A 17,406-nucleotide genomic window follows, 5' to 3' on the forward strand; every position below is an offset into this window, starting at 1 on the left:
TCAGTGCTCTCCTTCTGTCTCCGCATAAGAACCAACCACGCGTACTTCTTCTTCCGTGACCTCACCGTCGACGATCCGGTACGAGCGGAACTCGACCGGCCCGTCGTACTCCGGGGAGTCGGCGCCGTCCCGCGTCGACACCAGCACGTAGTGGGCGCCCGGCTCCTGGGCCAGGTTGATGTCGGTGCGTGACGGGTACGCCTCGGTGGCGGTGTGCGAGTGGTAGATCACCACCGGCTCCTCGTCCCGCTCGTCGAGCTCCTTGTAGAGCCGCAGCAGGTCACCCGAGTCGAACTCGTAGAACGTCGGCGACATGGCGGCGTTCAGCATCGGGATGAACCGGGTCGCCCGGTCCGAACCTTCCGCACCCGCGACCACACCGCACGCCTCGTCGGGATGATCCCGCCGGGCGTGCGCCACGATCGCGTCAACCGTCGCCTTCTCGATCACCAGCACGCCTCCACGGTACGGCGCGCGCCGCGCCGACCCCGCCAACCGCGAAGTCGGTCCAGAATACGGACAGTGCCGAGGACGTCCCCCGACGTCCTCCTACCAGCGGTCGTGGATCTGCGGGCGGATCAGGTCGTCGTACGTCTGCTGGACGGCGGTCAGCTGGTCCGGGGTCAGTGGGGTGAGGGTGGCGGCGGAGATGTTGCCGGCCACCTGTTCCGGGTTGCGGGCGCCGGGGATGACCACCGAGACACCGGGCTGGTCGATGATCCAGCGGAGCGCGAACTGGGCCATCGCGGCACCGGCCGGGAGCCAGGGCATCAGGCGGCGGACGGCCTCCAGGCCGGTGCTGAAGTCGACTCCGGAGAAGGTCTCGCCGACGTCGAAGGCCTCGCCGTGCCGGTTGTACGTGCGGTGGTCGTCGTCCCCGAACGTGGTGTGCTCGTCGTACTTGCCCGAGAGCAGACCGCTCGCGAGCGGGACGCGGGCGATGATGCCGACGCCGGCCGCCCGCGCCGCGGGCAGGACCTCGTCGAGCGGCTTCAGGCGCAGCGCGTTCAGGATGATCTGCACCGACGCGACGTTCGGCCGCGCGATCGCGGTCAGCGCCTCGGCGCAGGTCTCGACACTGACGCCGTACGACGCGATACGGCCCTCGTCGACGAGGGTGTCGAGCGCGTCGAAGACCTCGTCGTCGGAGTACACCGGTGTCGGCGGGCAGTGCAGCTGCACCAGATCGATCGTGTCGACGCCGAGGTTCTGCCGGGAGCGGTCGTTCCACGCGCGGAAGTTCTGCAGCGTGTAGTTCTCCGGCACCTGCTCGACGCGGCGGCCCATCTTCGTCGCCACAGTCAGGCCATCGGCCGCCTTCAGTACCTGCCCGACGAGCCGCTCGCTGCGTCCGTCGCCGTACACGTCCGCGGTGTCGATGAACGTCACGCCGCCGTCGATCGCGGCGTGCAGCACCGCGAGCGCGTCGCTCTCGTCCACCGATCCCCAGTCACCCCCGAGCTGCCACGCCCCGAGCCCGACCACACCGACATCCCGCCCGGTCCGCCCGAGCCGCCGCATCTCCATACGGCCAACCCTAATGGCGCATGTTGTGCAGCAGGGCGGACTGGAGGTAGCCGAGCCAGTCGTAGAGGTCGTAGGTGAGGCGGCGTGGGTCGTCGTCCGGGAGTTTCTCCCAGGTGGAGTAGTCGTCCTCGTCCTTGATGTCGAGGCGGGTGCCGATGGCGAGGCGGAGGTCGTTCAGCGCACGCAGCCAGGACAGCTGCTCGTCGGGCTCGAGCGCGATCTCGTCGGCGCCGGACTCCTCGAGCGCGGACAGCACCCGCTTGGCGTCGGTGACCTTGCCCTCCCGCAGCCCGCGCTCGGTGAACCGGCGGAACTCGGCCGACGCCATGTCGTCCTGCTTGTACGCGTCCGGCAGCAGCCGCTGCAGTACGACGTCCTCGGGCGGCGACGTCGGCCCGTCGGAGTCGAGCAGCGCCGCGAGCGGGTCGCTGGACTCGGTGGCGCGCGGCGGCAGACCGTCGTACAGCAGCTCGACCAGGTTGCGGAGCAGGTTCGCCAGGATGTCCGCCTCGTGCTCGGCGAAACTGACGATCACGGTCTTGCGGCGCCTGCGGAACCGGGTCACGACTTCTCGCAGGTGGCCCACAGGCCGTAGGTGTGCATCGCTTCCACGTCGCGTTCCATCGCTTCCCGGTTGCCGTTCGAGACCACCGACTTGCCCTCCTGGTGCACCTGCAGCATCAGCTTCTCCGCCTTCGCCTTGGAGTAGCCGAAGTACGTCTGGAAGACGAAGGTGACGTAGTCCATCAGGTTGACCGGATCGTTCCAGACGATGGTCACCCAAGGAGGGCTCAACTCGATCGCCTCGTCGACCTCGGGGCTCTCGAGTTCGCTTGGTGCGGTGGTCACCTGTCCATTCTCTCCATCATCGGTTCCGGTCTCGCAATAGGCTGCTCCTGTGACGCACTCGACCGCGCTCTTGACAGACCACTACGAGCTGACGATGCTGCAGGCCGCCCTGGCCGACGGCACGGCGCAGCGCCGCTCGGTGTTCGAGCTGTTCGCCCGCCGACTGCCGGACGGCCGCCGGTACGGCGTGGTCGCGGGCGTCAACCGCCTGCTGGACGCGCTCGAGCGGTTCCGGTTCGACGAGCAGACGATCGCCTTCCTGGCCGATCGCGGCGTCGTCGACCAGGCTACCCGGGACTGGCTGGCGGAGTACCGGTTCTCCGGCGACATCTCCGGGTACGCCGACGGCGAGATCTTCTTCCCCGGTTCGCCGGTGCTCGTGGTGGAGTCGTCGTTCGCCGAGGCAGTGCTGTTGGAAACCGTTTTCTTGTCGATCCTGAACCATGATTCCGCGGTCGCGTCGGCGGCGTCGCGGATGACCTGGTGGGCCGGTGGGCGGCCCTGTATCGAGATGGGCTCCCGGCGGACCCACGAAGGCGCCGCGGTCGGTGCGGCGCTGGCGGCGTACATCGCGGGCTTCACCGCGACCTCGAACCTGGAGGCGGCCCGCCGCTTCGGCATCCCGAGCACGGGGACGGCGGCGCACGCGTTCACGCTGCTGCACGACCGCGAGGAGGACGCCTTCCGGTCGCAGGTCGACGCGCTGGGCAAGGGCACGACGCTGCTCGTCGACACCTACGACGTCGCGCAGGCGGTGCGCACCGCCATCGAGCTCACCGGCCCGGAGCTGGGCGCGGTCCGGCTCGACTCGGGTGACCTGCCGTCGCTGGCCGGGCAGGTCCGCGACCAGCTGGACTCGCTGGGCGCGACGAAGACCCGGATCATCGTGACGAGCGACCTGGACGAGTTCCAGATCGCGGCGCTGGCACCGGCGCCGGTCGACGGGTACGGCGTGGGTACGTCGCTGGTCACCGGGTCCGGGTACCCGACCTGCGGGTTCGTGTACAAGCTGGTCGCCCGCGAGGACGCGAGCGGCGAGGTGGTTCCGGTGGCGAAGAAGAGCCCGGACAAGATCTCGATCGGCGGCCGGAAGTGGGCGCTCCGACGGCGCACGCCGGCCGGGGTCGCGGAGGTCGAACTGATCGGGGTCGGTGAGCAGCCGGTCGACGACGGTGACGACCGGGTGCTGCTGAAGCCGCTCGTCGAGTCGGGCAAGATCGTCGGCCGGACCACGCCCGAGGAGTCCCAGGCGCATCACCAGAAGGTCCGCGACGAGCTCCCCCGCTCCGCCAGCCAGCTGAGCCGCGGCGAGCCCGCCATTCCCACGGATTACATCGGCGACTACAACAACCGCAACCCGTTCCTCCCCCGGAGCCACACGTGACAACCCCGAGCGACACGGCCGACCCGGCCGGCGCCGCCGACGCGGGCGGGCATGGTGAGTGGTCGCCGGACGCACCCGCGGACGAGGCGGATGTCCTGATCGCCTTGCGGTTCGCGGAGCGCGCGACCCGGAAGGCGATCGCGGAGGAGCTGGCGGGGACCGTGCTGCACACGGGGCAGGAACTGGTGCTCGCCAAGCTCCTGCACCACGGTTCCCTCCCGGTCGCCCGGCTCGCGAAGGTCCTGGACGTCGAGGTGCCGACGGCAACCAAGACCACCCAGCGGATGGAAGCCGCCGGCCTGGTCCGCCGGGTGAAGAGCACGACCGACGCCCGCCAGGTAGGCATCGAGCTGACCGACCGCGGCGTCGAGCTCGCCCACACCGTCCAGGAGATCTACGACCGCGCCGGCCGCCGCGCCCTCGCCCAGCTCACCCCCGAGGACCGCCGCCTCCTCCGCAACCTCCTCTGGACCATCACCGGCACCCTGGAAGACCTGACCCACCTCTGACCTCGCCGCATAACCCACCACGCCCGCCCGCAAGCCGGCCGACCCGCCCCGGCTCGCACATCCCGCGACGGGAATGGATAACCTCTCGTGTCCAGGGTTCTCCCCTCGTGTATCAGTAGAGAACCCCACACACGAGGGGATGTCCCTCTTCTGCCGAATCTGTGCGTCGGTATGGCAAGGACAGGATGCGACTGGGGAATCCTGCTGGACGTTCCAGGTGCACTGCGTTCCCCACTCCCGCGCCCCAGACCCCAACCGGCGAATCCCACGCACCCGAGACGACCAGCACGCCTCCCCCGGTCGCTCGCACGAACCGTCGACCCGGCTGCCGCGCGGGGGGACTGCTTGTCCGGCATCACGCCGAGTCGTGGCGATTGGTTGGCCCCCGGAACGGCGAGTCGTGGATTATGGCTGCGCCGGGCCGCCGAAATCCACGACTCAGGGAACGCGGGTGCTCGCGGTACGCCGGTCGGGGAGCCGGATCACCCGCTCTTCTGCCCGACTTGTGGCGGCCGGACGGCTGGGCAGGACGTGTATGACGCGCCGGTAGTGCACCTGAGCCTGAACGGGGCCCGCGCGTACGCCGTCTCGGCGGTGCACTACCTGTCGACCTGCACAACACACCCCCACCGCAGCCCTCAGTGGATCGCCCCAGGCCGAGACTGGCCCTAACGGGGCAGGAAGGTGTCCAGGTATTCGTTGCGGAACTTGCCGGTGGGGTCGTAGGTCGCCGCGAGGGCGGTGAAGTCCTTCACCTTCGGGTAGCGCTCGGCCAAGGTGGCGGCGTCGGCGGCGAAGACCTTGCCCCAGTGGGGTCGCGCGTCCAGTGGCGCCAGCCGCTCCTCCAAGGCGGCGACGACCGGGCGGACGGCGGTTTCGTCCTGGATCCAGGTGAAGTGCAGCGCGACCGTGTCGCGGCCCTGGCTCGGGCTCAGCCACAGGTCGTCGGCGGCGATCGTCCGGATCTCCGACACCTGGATCACCGGCGCGAACCGGTTGCCCAAGGCCCGCAGTCCGTCGAACGCCTCGGCGGCCCGCTCGCGCGGGACGAAGTACTCCGACTGCAACTCGTCCCCGTTGCTCGGCGTGAACTCGAGCCGGAAGTGCGGCAGCCGCTCGTTCCACGGTCCCGCGATCCCGCCCTGCTGGGTCGCGTAGTCGGCCGGCATCACCTTGATCGGGTGCCGCGGCCCGTCGGCGAGCGTCGCGCCCAGCCACTTCGGATCGGGCGCGGTCAACTCCCGCCGCTTGCGCCACACCATCACGTCCGGATCGACCCAATCGGTGAACGCGCTCACGCTGTACGCGCTCCCCATCACCGCGTCGAAGTCCGTCCCGAGCCGCTCCACCGGCAGACCGTCGTACACCACCTGGCTGATCTGGTACGCCGGTTGTACGTCGAGCGTCATGCTCACGGTCACCCCGAGCGCACCGAGCGAGATGACCGAGCCGGCGAAGTCCTCGTCGTCCCGGGTCAACGTGACGAGCTCACCGGATGCGTTCACGAACGTGATCGCGCTGACCGCGTCCGCCAGCGGACCGTTGGTGTCACCGGACCCGTGCGTCCCGGTCGAGCACGCACCGGCGACCGAGATGTGTGGCAGCGAGCCGAGGTTGTGCAATGCCAGGCCCTGGGCCTGCAGCGCCGCCGTGACCTCGCCGTACCGCAGCCCGGCCGACACCGTGACGCCACCGTCACCGACCTCGATCACCTTCGGCAGGTCCGCGACGCTGACCAACGTGCCGGTGCTGTCGGCGATCCGGTTGAACGAGTGCCCGGTCCCGAGCACCCGCACCTTCTCGGCCGCCCCGACCAGCTCCTGCAGCTCCTCGATCGTCCGAGGCCGCTGGAGCTCACTCGCAAAGCTGACGTTCCCCGCCCAGTTGGTCACAGCACCCACGCCGACCTCATCTCTCTCGACCTGCACGACCCGTCCCCCGCAGCCTCGCACACCAGCCGCCCGGACACCCGGCGCCGTCCAGCCACCGGGCCTCGCCCACCTCGGGTGTGCGTCGGCGTGGGAGGCACACCCGTGGCTACGGACAGTGGTTTGATGGCGCGCGATGGCCATCTGCTTCGGTATCGCCGGGTTCTGGTTCCTCGTCTTCGGCGTCAGCTTCCTGCGGGACCGGCGGCTGTTCAAGAACGGGATCTTCCTGGTCCTCGCGTTGATGTTCGCCGGCCTCGGGCTGATCTTCGCGGTCGAGACTGTCAGCCAGACCGCCGCCAAGGTGCTGGTGGTCGCGGTCCTGGTCGCGGTCCCGTTGACGATCGCGGTGCTCGCGGTGTTCCTCGTGGTCAACGGCGTCACGATGCTGCGCCGGGAGCGCCGGCGGCTGTCCAACCTGCTGTCGCTGCTGGTCGGGCTCGGGATCATCGGCTTCGTGATCTTCAGTGTGCTGGTGCAGAAGATCGGCTGGGAACCGCTGGCCGTCGTACGGTCGGTGCTGCTCGGCATCCTGACCTACATCTCGTTCCTGTTCCTCTGCTTCCTGGTGTACGCGTTCTTCTACAGCCGGGTGCGCTCGTCGCGGAAGGTGGATTTCGTCGTCGTCCTCGGCTCGGGCCTGATGGGATCGCGGGTCACGCCGTTGCTGGCCAGTCGCCTCGACCGCGCGCGGCAGGTGTACGAACGTGCGCTCCGGAAGGGCCGCTCGCCGCAGCTCGTGACTTCCGGAGGCCAGGGTCCGGGTGAGGACCTGCCCGAGTCGCACGCAATGGCGGCGTACCTCGTCGAACGCGGCGTCCCCGACGACCAGATCATCCGCGAGGACAAGTCGACGACCACCTGGGAGAACCTGACGTTCAGCCGGGACCTGATGGTCGAGCTGCGGCCGCAGTACCGCTGTCTGATCGTCACGAACAACTTCCACGCCTTCCGCGCCGCCCTCACCGCCCGCAAGGCGAAGGTCAACGGCCAGGTCGTCGGCTCCCCGACCGCCGCGTACTACTGGCCCACGGCAACGATCCGCGAATTCGTCGCGATCCTGGCCGGCCACCCGTACATCAACGGCGCCATCTGCCTCCTGATCGCCCTCACCGCAATCCTCCCGCACTTCTGATCGCCGGGTGCATCAGCGTCGGCGCGGTTGCACCAGGCCGGACTCGTAGGCGACGATCACCAGTTGGGCGCGGTCGCGGGCGTGCAGTTTGGCGAGTAGGTGGCCGATGTGGGTCTTCACGGTGCCGCGGCCGACGTGCAGATGGTCGCAGATCTCGTCGTTCGACAGTCCGCGGGCGATCAGCGACAGCACCTCCCGTTCGCGCTCGGTCACGCCGTCGAGACCGGTCAGCGGCGCCTGCCCCGGCTCGGCCAGCCGCGCGAATTCGGCGATCAGCCTGCGCGTGATCGAGGGCGCCAGCAGTCCCTCCCCCGCCGCGACGACGTTGATTGCCTGCAGCAACTCGACAGGCGGGACATCCTTCAGCAGGAACCCGCTCGCCCCGGCGCGCAGACCGGCGTACACGGCATCGTCGAGGTCGAACATCGTCAGGATCAGCACCTTGGTCCCGGCCGTCTCCGGCGTGGAGCAGATCCGCCGGGTCGCCTCGATCCCGTCCAGCCTCGGCATCCGGACGTCCATGAGTACGACGTCCGGCCGTTCGCGCCGCGCGAGCTCGACCGCCTCGATCCCGTGCGCCGCCTCGCCGACCGTCGTCAGCCCGGGTGTGGTGTCGATCAGCACGCGGAAGCTGCCGCGCAGCAACGCCTGGTCATCGGCGACCAGCACCCGGATCTCATTCATACGGCAGCCGTACGGCGACCTCGAAGCCGCCACCCGCGCGCGGTCCGGCACGGTACGAACCGCCGTACACACTCACCCGCTCCCGGATCCCGATCAGGCCGTGTCCTTCCACCACCGCACCACCTGCACCATCGTCGGAAACCTCGAGCTGTACGGCGTTCGCGGCGCCGGTGATCGTGATCTGGCAGCGTGCGGCGCGGGCGTGCTTGGTGACGTTGGTCAGGCACTCCTGGACGATCCGGTGGAGGGTGAGACCGACGGCCTCCGGCAGCGGCTCTGGTACGTCGACCTTCAACTCGACCTGAACGCCGGTCGACTCGACCCGGCTCACCAGGTCCGGCAGCGCGGCCAGGCCCGCGGGCGGTGCGAGCTCCGCCGGTTCGCCGGAGGGCCGCAACAGGCCCAGCATGTGCCGGAGCTCGACCAGGGCGTCGCGGCTCGTGGACTCGATCACCGACAACGCGTCGGACACCTCCTCGGGACGCACCTGCAGTACATGATTCGCGACGCCGGCCTTGACCGCGATCAATCCCATGCTGTGGGCAACGATGTCGTGCAGTTCGCGGGCGATCCGCAAGCGCTCGGCAGCCACGGCCTGCTCGGCCAGCACCTGCGCCGCGCGGGCAGCGGCAGCCCGTCGGTCGCGGACGACCTGTCCCAGCACCCAGGCGCCGTACAACGCGGCGATGCCGGTGAGCACAAGCGCGGCGCGGGACTGGCCGGCCGGTGCGCCGGCGACCATGGCGAGGAACAGTACGACGAAGCCGACGGCGCCGGCCACGCCGATCAGGCGGCGGCTGGACAGCGGGCGGTTCGATGACCTCGTGAGCGCGACGACGTACAGGACGTAGGCGGCAGCGAGCAGCGGATCGCGCAATCCGTCGACTACGAACGCGACCACGGACATCACGGCCACCACGGCGAGTGCAGGGACCGGCCAGATCCGCCGTACGGCGATCGGCAGTGCGAGTCCGATCGCGACGAGCCCAGGCCCGGTGGACGAGGTGAGCAGGACGAGGACGGCGTACCCGGCGGCGACGACGCAGTCCGCGACGATCAACTGACGCCGGCTCAATCCGTACTCCTCTGGCACACCTCGAACCTAGCCGAGCCCACGGATCACGACCTCGGACCGGAGTCCGTCGGCCTGTGGTCCGATGTGCGGCGCGGGGATCCGCGAGAGCGTGTCCGGCATGCTGAAACCACTTGCCCTGGCGGCCGGCGTCCTGCTGGCGCTCAACGCCGTCGTCACCCCACCAGCCCAGGCAACACCGGCCCTCGATTGGGGCGAGTGTCCCGGCGGGCCGGGCGAGGTCGGCATCGAATGCGCGACCTTGCAGGTCCCGGTCGACTGGGACCGTCCTGCCGGCCGCCAACTCACGCTGACCCTCGGCCGGCTGCCCTCGACTGCCCCGGAACCCCAAGGATCCGTGCTGGTCAACCTCGGCGGACCGATCGGGATCAGTATCGACCTGATGCGCTCGTACGGCGGCGCGGCGGCGTTCGCCGGGCTCCGGCAGAAGATGGACATCGTCACCTGGGACCTGCGCGGCGGCCCCAACGCCCCGGGGCTGAGCACGAATCTCCCATGCGAGTGGACCGGCGCACGGCAGCCGCGAGTCCCGCGCAACCAGGCCGAGTTCGACGCACTCGCCGCCGCCAACCGGGCGATCGCGGAGAAGTGCCAGGCGAAGGATCGGCAACTGTTCGCGGCGATGGACTCCGCGAGCCACGCGCGCGACCTGGAGGCCATCCGGCGCGCGCTCGGCGAGTCGAAGGTGAACTTCTACGGAGCGTCGTACGGCGGCTTCATCGGGCAGGCGTACGCCGGGCTCTTCCCGGAGCGCGTGCGATCGCTGGTCCTCGACGGCACCTGGAACCACAGCACCGGCAACTGGGACCGCGAACTGACCCGGCTCGCGCGCGACGTGCAAACCTTCATGACCCGCTTCTTCGACTGGTGCCGTGGGCAAGAAAACTGCGCCTCGCTGTGGCAGCAGGTGGTGGCGCGAGCGCAGCGCAATCCGCTGCCGGCCGGGAGTACAACGTACGACGGCAACGAGATCCGCTGGACCGGACTGCGGCTCGCACGGCTCGGTGAGGCGTCGTACCCGACGCTCTTGGCCGCGCTCAGGAAGGCTGCGACGACCGGTGACGCATCCGGCTTCGTACCGGCGCCGCCGAACGCGCCGTTCCCATCGGCGCCCTCACCGGGCGTCGTGGAGTGCACGGACTGGCCGCATCCGACCAGTCAACGCCAGCTCCAGCAGCAGGTACGACGCATGGAGGCCGCCGCGCCGTACACCGGGATCGCCGGCACCATCCAGCAGGCGATGCTCAACTGTGTCGGATGGCCCGTGCCGGTCCGCAACCAACCCGCCGCGCTGCCGGACGGCCTGCCACCGCTGCTGATGGCGGGCAACTGGAGCGAGTACGACTCTGCGACCCGGGTCATCGACCAGGTTCCGGGCAGCCGCGGGATCTACCACGACGGCCCGGGACACACGCTCTACACGTCCAACGACTGCGCCCGCACCAAGATCGACGCGTACCTGGCCGATCTCGTCGTACCGCCCCGCGGCACCCGCTGCTGAGCTCAGCGGACGCGGACGGAGACTGACGGACTCTTCTGGACGTTGCGGCCGTCGCTGACCTCGAGGTGGTACCACAGCTTCTGGCCGCTGGTCAGGCCGGAGTCGGTGACCGAGGTGACGGTCGGCTTCGTCCAGGAGTTCGACGTACGAGACCAGCTGCCGATTCGCGTGCGGCCGCGGTACACCAGGTAGGTGAGCGTGAGGTTGTCGCGGTCGAGCACGGTCGGGAAGGCGATCGTCACCTTGTTGACCCGCGCGCTGGCGACCTTGGGCGCGGCCGGTCGCGCCGGCGCCGCACCACCCGGCGCGTTCGTGAACCGGGTCAGCCCTTCCTGCGGTACGCCGTTCACCTTCGTGAAGTCACCACCCGCCCAGAGGTCGTTGCCACCGGACGCGAACGCGAGCGGACCGACGAGGGTCGTGCCACCGGCGGCCGCGTTCGGGAACCACGGACCGAGCTTCCCGGTGATCGCGCTGTAGACGAGGAAGTGATGCATCCCGGTCTTGTCCGGGAACGCTCCGTCCGCGCTGCAGTCGTGGGCGTGCGAACCCTTGTACAGCCAGTTCCCGATTGCCTTGATCGCCTCGGTCGCGCCCCGGCACTTGCTCTGCCAGAGCAGCTTGCCGGTCGTGGCGTCCGCCGCCAGCACCCCGTCGTAGCAACCCACGCTGAGCGTGCCGGCGTTCGACGCGAAGACCTTGTTTCCTTGGACTTCGATGTCCTTGACCCGGCTGTCGCACTCCTCGGACTTCGGCGGGATCGCGGCCGCGGCGGGCATCGAGAGCGCGGCGCCGGTGGCGGCGTTCACCATCGCGAGCGCGTGCACGTCGCGGCCGCCGATCCGGGTGAACCCGCCGCCGACAAACGCTCGCTTGCCGTCGGTCGACAGCTCGATCGCATGGACGTCGTCGTTCGCGTTCGGGCTCCACGCCAGCAGCGCCCCGCTGTTCAGGCTGACCGCGGCCGCCCGGCTGCGAGCGACCTTGTCCACCGATCCGAACGACCCACCGAGGTAGACGGTGCTGCTGGAGACCTTCAGCGCCGCGACCCGGTAGTTCACCACCGGGTCCCACCCGGCCACCAGCTTGCCGCTCGCAACATCGAACATTGCCACTCGCGACCGCGGCACCCCGTTGACGACGGTGAAGTCGCCGCCGATCACGACGTACCGACCGTCCGGGGAGGTCGCGACGCTCCACACCGGCCCGTTGACCTGCGGCGCGAACCGCGTCGGTACGCCGGTGGTCCGGTCGAACACCGCGAAGTACTTCCGCGCCACGTCCCCGACGCCACGGGCCTTCCCCGGCGGCCGGACCCGAGTGAACAGACCGCCGGCGAACACCAGGTTCCCCGCGACGGCGAGCGTGTTGACGCTCGCGTTCGTCTGCCAGGCCGTCTGCTGCACCGACGACAGCGCGGATCCGAACCCGCGCGGCGGGCTGGCGGCCGCCGCATCAGTCGCTGCCTGAACAGCGGGACCGGACGGAACCAGTGCGGCGGCGCCAACCGCCGCAGCGGTGACGACAGCCAGAACGGCCTTCTTCATGAGCAAACCCCCAAGGGTCCGCTCCGGCGGAAGATGCCGACCCCATGATCCGATGACAATGCGCGGTCAAACGATAACTGTCGGCACACGCACCTCGCGGCCCGGGGTCAGCTGCGGTAGCGGCGGCCGGGCCGGCACCCCGCCAGGGTGTGGGTGCCGGTGCCGCTGACGTGCGGGATCAGGCCGAAGTAGATCCGGGGTGCGCCGTCGAGGGTCAGCGTCGCGTTGCCATTGGTGACAGGCAACGTCCGTGCCTGCCCGATCGCATCCAACTCTCGTACGGCGGAATTCGCGGAGACTGTCAGTGGCGTCTTGGTCGGCCACGGGTCGACCCAGACCTCCGGTGCCGGGAAGTGCCAATCAGTGCGCCGGCCCGCCGTGTTGAGGATGTACCCGTCGGCCCGGTTCCACAGCACGACCGCCGGTCCGTCCGGGGTGTCGAACCACAAGCCGGACGTCAACGGATCCGCAAACGTCAAATGCCCACGGAAGACGGCCTGGTCGAGCACCCGGGCCGCCGTCGCGTACGCGAGCAGCGACGGCTTCGGGCTCAGATCGCGGTTCATGAGGCCGAAGTGGTACTCCACGTTGTCCGGGTCCGCGATCTGCGGCATCCCGAGCACACTGTCGTGGAACTGGTACCAGCACACGCACCGAATACCCTCTGCCTTGGCCAGTGCCAAACTCAACAGCACGTTCTCCGCAGCATGCCGGTAAGTGTCGTGCCACCAGCTGTTCGGCTTGGTCGCGGCGTACGCCTCCGTCAGCCAGATCTCCTTCTCACCGTGCTGCGCCATCAGAGCCTTCAACTGCTTCAGGCCACCGTAGAAGTTCCAGTAGGCCCCGGTGGAGCCAGTGCCCCAGTCGTCGCCCGGTGGGATGTAGTCGGGCGTGAAGTTGCCGCGACCCGGGTGATAGGCGAAGGCATCGATCAGATCCCAGCCGCCCGCAGCGATGAAGTTCTCGACCCACGGCTTGTCCATGCCGGCCAGCCCGTTGTTCATCAGCTTCACGGTGTCCCCGGTGACGGCCCGGCGGTTGAACACCGGCCGCATCACCTTGTCCAGATAGGCCTGTGCGGCATCCCCGGTGTTGAAAGGGCGGTTCAGTTCGTTGCCCACCTCGAAGTACCCCGCACCCGCACCGGCCGCCAAGGCCAGCTTGTCCGCGGCCCAGGCGGCCGCCTCGGCGTCGGTCACGGTCAAGGACGGCTGCAGCTCGATGTTGTGCCGCATCCCGCGCGTGTCGAACGCGGACGGCGGCAACCCGGGCCCACCGTCGTACGCGATCCGGACCAGACTGATACCGGCTCGCTGCCACAGATCGAGTACGGCGTCGGCGCTCGGCCGCTGGAGCCACGGGTAGTTCGCGATCCCGAACATGCTGTCCGCGCCGGCCTGATAGTCGTATGTCGGCAGTACGGCGAAATTGGTCCGCGCGAACGCCTCGTCATCGCCGGACCGGACCGCCACCTCGGCCAGTGCGATCCCGCTGGCCGGCGCGGTCAGGTTGAAAGTGTGCTGCCAGGTACCGGCCGCGGCGACGCTTCCCGTCACGGTGGTCGAGGCCAGGAGTGCGCCGTCGAAGCTGCGCATCCAGAGCTCGAGCTCGACCGACTTGGCCGCGCCGCCGTTGGCCACCAGCGCCGTGAGCGCCATCGGTGCACCGGCCGACTCGTACAGGTTGAAGTCGCTGTTGGTGGTGAGCTCGATCCCGAGCTCCCGGCCGCGGCCGATCGTGGCAGTCGCCGACGGGCGAGTCTCGGAGAAGAAGAAGTCGGCCCGGCTGGTCCAGCCGCCGGCCGGATCCACCACGCCCGGTGAGTGCACCCAGGTCGCGTTCGTCCAGGACTGCCGGGAGCGGTCCAGCAGAAAGAGCCCGTGCAGGCTGGAGCTCCAGGTCGACGTGTGCGCGACGCCGACGGTGTCCTCGTACGGGATGCCGCCGCCCGCGTCGCGAACCCATTCGGTGATCGCGATGTAGTCGTCCGGTGCCGTCGGCGCCTGGATCGCGCGGCTGAACAGGAACCCGTCCGGGAGCAGCGTGTTCGGCCCGGTGATCCGCCATTCCAGCCGGGCATGCGACGTACCGACACTGAACCAGCCGGTGACGACCGTCGAGCCGGCGGCGGCGTCGAAGGTGTAGTCCATCCGGATCGCCGGCGTACCGTCCGCGAGCGCGCTCAGCGTCGGGGTGCCGCCGGTGGAGGTCAGGACGCCGGCGACGCTGTCCTTGACCTGGAACTTCGACCCGACCGACCGCGTGACGCCACCAGCGTCACGGATCGCGAGCCGGCCGCCGGGGCTGGCCAGCAGGCTGATGCCGCCGGCCGTCAGGGTCACGTCACCGGCCGCGGCGAACGCGCTGATCGGGGTCGCTTCGGCGACCAGTACGACGCCGGCCGCGAGCGCCGCGCCCAGCAGGCCGCGGCGACTGAGGGTGGAGGTCATCGACTACTCCTTTGATAATGCGCATCTTCAGATTTGATGGACGGAACATTCCCAGCCCCGAACTCCCACGTCAAGAGGTCATTGCGCTAAGGACTTCGACTGGGCTATGGTCGCCGCAGCTTGCTGAAGATAGGCATTATCATGACGGAGGAACGATGGCACCGAAACCTCGCCGGGTCACCCAGCGCGAGATCGCCGAGATCGCCGGCGTCAGCCAAACCACGGTGTCGGTGGTGCTGAACGACCGCGACGGAACGAACGTGCGGATCCCCGAGGCGACGCGCGCGCGGGTCAAGAAGGCCATCGAGCAACTGACGTACGTCGCGGACCCGGCAGCCCGCCGCCTGGCCGGCCTGGACAACCAGATCATCGGCGTCTTCACCTACGAGGCCGCTCTGTCCCCCGAGAGCATGGATTTCTACGGGCCGTTGCTGAACGGGATCGAGCGCGCCGCCGAGCGGATCGGCTGGGACCTGCTGTTCTTCACGTCGTCACCGGTCGAGGACGGCACCCGGAGCCTGTTCCACCGCAAGACCCGGCTGCGGCTGACCGACGGCTGCGTGCTGCTCGGTCAGCAGATGGTCGCGTCCGAGCTGGAGCGACTGGTCGCCGAACAGTTCCCGTTCGTCGCCATCGGCCGCCGGGACGAGACCGCCGCCCCGGTGCCGTACGTCGCCATCGACTACGTCACGCCGGCCACGGCACTGATCGACCAGGCCGCTGCCGCCGGGCACCAGCAGGCCCTCTACGTACACCGCGGCCGGGACACGCCTGCGGCCCGGGACCGTCGCGGTGCCGTCGAGGCCGCCTCCGCGGACGGCCGGCTCGCCTTCCTGTTGGTCGGTGAGGAGCGGATCGCCGACCTGCCCCGGCTGGCGCAAGCCACCGGCGCGACCGTGATCATCGCCGAGGACGCGTTCCTGATCGAGGATGCCGTGCTCGCGCTGACGGCCGCGGGAGTCGCCGTACCGGACGAGATCTCGGTCGCGGCGCTCGGCGAGGTGCGCGGTCACCGGATCGCCGGCCGGCCGCTCGCGGGCTTCCATGTGCCGAGGGAACAACTCGCGGCCGAGGCGCTCGACCTGCTCCAGTTGCTGATCTCGACCGAACCGCAGGAGTGGACCGACCTCGAGACCAGGCGGCACCTCGACTCCGAGGTCGAGCCGGGCGCCACCATCGTCGAACGGACAGACTCATGACCGACCGGCTTTCGACCGAGGTCGCGATCATCGGGGGCGGCCTCGGCTCCGTCGCCGCCGCGCTGGCTCTGTTGCAGCGTGGCCGGCGCGTGGTGATGACCGAGGAGTACGCGTGGCTCGGTGGACAGCTCACCTCTCAGGCGGTGCCGCCCGACGAGCACATCTGGGTCGAGCAGTTCGGCGTCACCGCCCGGTACCGCGCACTCCGCGAAGGCATTCGCCGCTACTACCGCGACAACTACCCACTGACCGACGCCGCCCGCACGGATCGCGAGCTGAATCCGGGACGTGGCCGGGTCAGCCGCTTGTGCCACGAGCCTCGCGTGGCCGACGCGGTCATCACCGCACTGCTCGCGCCGTACCGATCGACGGGCCGCCTGACCGTTCTGCAACCCTGCGTGCCGCTCGCGGCCGAGGTGACCGACGGCGTCGTCCGCACCGTGACGGTCGCGGATCCACGGACCGGGGCCGAGACCGTGATCTCCGCCGAGTTCGTCCTGGACGGGACCGAGACCGGCGACCTGCTGCCGCTCACCGGCACGGAGTACGTCGTCGGCGCCGAAGCGCGAGCCGACTCCGGTGAGCCGAGCGCCGCCGAGGTCGCGGATCCCTCCAACGTGCAGTCGATCGCATGGTGCTTCGCCTTCGACCACGTCGACGGCGACCACACGATCGCGCGGCCCGACGACTACGACTTCTGGCGTTCGTTCGAGCTGCCGTACTGGGGCGCGCCGATGCTGTCCTTCGTCGCCCCGAACCCGCGGACGCTGGTACCGGAAGCACGGACGATGAACGTCAACCCGGTCGACGACCACTGGGGGGACCCGCGCTTCGACCCCGGCGACCGCGACCTGTGGCAGTTCCGCCGGATCGCGGCCCGGCAGAACTTCGCCGACGGCTTCTACGACAGCGACATCGTGCTCGCCAACTGGCCGCAGCTCGACTATGTCGGCGGCTCGATCATCGACACCGACGACCGCGCCGTACATCTGCTGGCCGCGAAGGCCCAGTCCCGTGCCTACGTGTACTGGCTGCAGACCGAGGCGCCACGTCCGGACGGCGGTCGCGGCTGGCCCGGTCTGCGGCTCCGCGGCGACCTGGTCGGCACCACGGACGGCTTCGCGCAGGCGCCGTACATCCGGGAATCGCGCCGGATCAAGGCCCTCACCACCGTTCGCGAGCAGGACATCTCGATCAAGGCCCGCGGGTACGACGGTCCGGCCCGGTTCGACGCCTCGGTCGGAGTCGGGATGTACCGGATCGACCTCCATCCCTCCACCGGCGGCGACAACTACATCGACGTGGAGTGCGCACCGTTCGAGATCCCGCTCGGCGCGCTGGTTCCGGCGGCCACCCAGAACCTGGTTCCGGCCGCCAAGAACATCGGCACCACCCACATCACCAACGGCGCCTACCGGCTGCATCCGGTCGAGTGGAACATCGGCGAATCGGCCGGCGAACTCGTGGCGTTCTGCCTCGAGAGCGGCCTGAGCCCGCAGCAGATCGCGACCGACGACACCCTCGTCGAACGCCTCCAGGGCCGGCTGACCGAGGCCGGGGTCGAGCTCCACTGGCCCGAGATCGCCGGCTACTAGTCATC

At 69.5% G+C, this 17,406-nt stretch carries 15 protein-coding genes; 6 read left to right on the forward strand and 9 right to left on the reverse strand.

Going from position 1 to position 17,406, the window contains the following annotated elements; genetic code table 11:
• The 4 genes from EV647_RS10015 to clpS form a co-directional block, all read right to left on the reverse strand.
• Nucleotides 1-456, reverse strand: a complete 456-nt coding sequence (locus EV647_RS10015; protein WP_133791310.1) for a Mov34/MPN/PAD-1 family protein — start codon at nucleotides 454-456, stop codon at nucleotides 1-3.
• Between the two features lie 93 nt (nucleotides 457-549).
• On the reverse strand, nucleotides 550-1,527 hold the full coding sequence (locus tag EV647_RS10020; protein ID WP_134001238.1) for an aldo/keto reductase: 978 nt from the start codon (nucleotides 1,525-1,527) through the stop codon (nucleotides 550-552).
• Nucleotides 1,528-1,537: 10 nt separating this feature from the next.
• The gene (locus tag EV647_RS10025) at nucleotides 1,538-2,092 is read right to left on the reverse strand and encodes a DUF2017 domain-containing protein (protein WP_133791314.1); all 555 of its coding nucleotides are present in this window, start codon (nucleotides 2,090-2,092) and stop codon (nucleotides 1,538-1,540) included.
• Nucleotides 2,089-2,376, reverse strand: coding sequence for an ATP-dependent Clp protease adapter ClpS (gene clpS, locus EV647_RS10030; protein ID WP_133791316.1), 288 nt, complete (start codon nucleotides 2,374-2,376; stop codon nucleotides 2,089-2,091). Before clpS ends, EV647_RS10025 begins: the two co-directional genes overlap by 4 nt.
• A gap of 94 nt (nucleotides 2,377-2,470) precedes the next feature.
• On the opposite strand from clpS, the gene EV647_RS10035 reads away from it, so the two are divergent.
• On the forward strand, nucleotides 2,471-3,760 hold the full coding sequence (locus tag EV647_RS10035) for a nicotinate phosphoribosyltransferase (protein ID WP_238177156.1): 1,290 nt from the start codon (nucleotides 2,471-2,473) through the stop codon (nucleotides 3,758-3,760).
• Nucleotides 3,757-4,269 carry a MarR family winged helix-turn-helix transcriptional regulator gene (locus EV647_RS10040; RefSeq protein ID WP_134001242.1) on the forward strand — a complete coding sequence of 171 codons (513 nt, stop codon included), beginning with the start codon at nucleotides 3,757-3,759 and terminating at the stop codon, nucleotides 4,267-4,269. The genes EV647_RS10035 and EV647_RS10040 overlap by 4 nt, the downstream gene beginning before the upstream one ends.
• A 668-nt stretch (nucleotides 4,270-4,937) precedes the next feature.
• Here the strand turns inward: EV647_RS10040 and EV647_RS10045 are convergent.
• Nucleotides 4,938-6,170: a D-arabinono-1,4-lactone oxidase gene (locus EV647_RS10045; protein WP_238177122.1), complete on the reverse strand. Its 1,233-nt coding sequence runs from the start codon at nucleotides 6,168-6,170 to the stop codon at nucleotides 4,938-4,940.
• Nucleotides 6,171-6,333: 163 nt separating this feature from the next.
• On the opposite strand from EV647_RS10045, the gene EV647_RS10050 reads away from it, so the two are divergent.
• The gene (locus EV647_RS10050; protein WP_134001246.1) at nucleotides 6,334-7,332 is read left to right on the forward strand and encodes a YdcF family protein; all 999 of its coding nucleotides are present in this window, start codon (nucleotides 6,334-6,336) and stop codon (nucleotides 7,330-7,332) included.
• A gap of 12 nt (nucleotides 7,333-7,344) precedes the next feature.
• Here EV647_RS10050 and EV647_RS10055 read toward each other — a convergent pair whose 3' ends face one another.
• Nucleotides 7,345-8,016: a response regulator transcription factor gene (locus tag EV647_RS10055; protein ID WP_134001248.1), complete on the reverse strand. Its 672-nt coding sequence runs from the start codon at nucleotides 8,014-8,016 to the stop codon at nucleotides 7,345-7,347.
• Entirely contained in the window at nucleotides 8,009-9,109 is a 1,101-nt protein-coding gene (locus EV647_RS10060) for a sensor histidine kinase (protein WP_202876090.1), read from the reverse strand. The genes EV647_RS10055 and EV647_RS10060 overlap by 8 nt, the downstream gene beginning before the upstream one ends.
• Nucleotides 9,110-9,209: 100 nt before the next feature.
• Here EV647_RS10060 and EV647_RS10065 point away from each other — a divergent pair, with 100 nt between their 5' ends.
• Nucleotides 9,210-10,610, forward strand: coding sequence for an alpha/beta fold hydrolase (locus EV647_RS10065; RefSeq protein ID WP_166680269.1), 1,401 nt, complete (start codon nucleotides 9,210-9,212; stop codon nucleotides 10,608-10,610).
• A 2-nt stretch (nucleotides 10,611-10,612) separates the two neighbouring features.
• Here the strand turns inward: EV647_RS10065 and EV647_RS10070 are convergent, their stop codons facing one another.
• Together EV647_RS10070 and EV647_RS10075 are read right to left on the reverse strand one after the other, a co-directional pair.
• On the reverse strand, nucleotides 10,613-12,157 hold the full coding sequence (locus EV647_RS10070; RefSeq protein WP_134001252.1) for a fibronectin type III domain-containing protein: 1,545 nt from the start codon (nucleotides 12,155-12,157) through the stop codon (nucleotides 10,613-10,615).
• 107 nt (nucleotides 12,158-12,264) lie between these two features.
• Nucleotides 12,265-14,607, reverse strand: coding sequence for a hypothetical protein (locus tag EV647_RS10075; RefSeq protein WP_134001254.1), 2,343 nt, complete (start codon nucleotides 14,605-14,607; stop codon nucleotides 12,265-12,267).
• 155 nt (nucleotides 14,608-14,762) lie between these two features.
• Here EV647_RS10075 and EV647_RS10080 point away from each other — a divergent pair, with 155 nt between their 5' ends.
• Both EV647_RS10080 and EV647_RS10085 read left to right on the forward strand, forming a co-directional pair.
• A complete protein-coding gene (locus tag EV647_RS10080) occupies nucleotides 14,763-15,806 on the forward strand; it encodes a LacI family DNA-binding transcriptional regulator (protein ID WP_134001256.1) in 1,044 nt (347 codons plus the stop codon).
• Nucleotides 15,803-17,401 carry an FAD-dependent oxidoreductase gene (locus EV647_RS10085; protein ID WP_134001258.1) on the forward strand — a complete coding sequence of 533 codons (1,599 nt, stop codon included), beginning with the start codon at nucleotides 15,803-15,805 and terminating at the stop codon, nucleotides 17,399-17,401. The genes EV647_RS10080 and EV647_RS10085 overlap by 4 nt, the downstream gene beginning before the upstream one ends.
• Nucleotides 17,402-17,406 lie beyond the last annotated feature (5 nt).

The organism is Kribbella sp. VKM Ac-2566, assembly GCF_004366005.1.
GTDB lineage: Bacteria > Actinomycetota > Actinomycetes > Propionibacteriales > Kribbellaceae > Kribbella > Kribbella pratensis.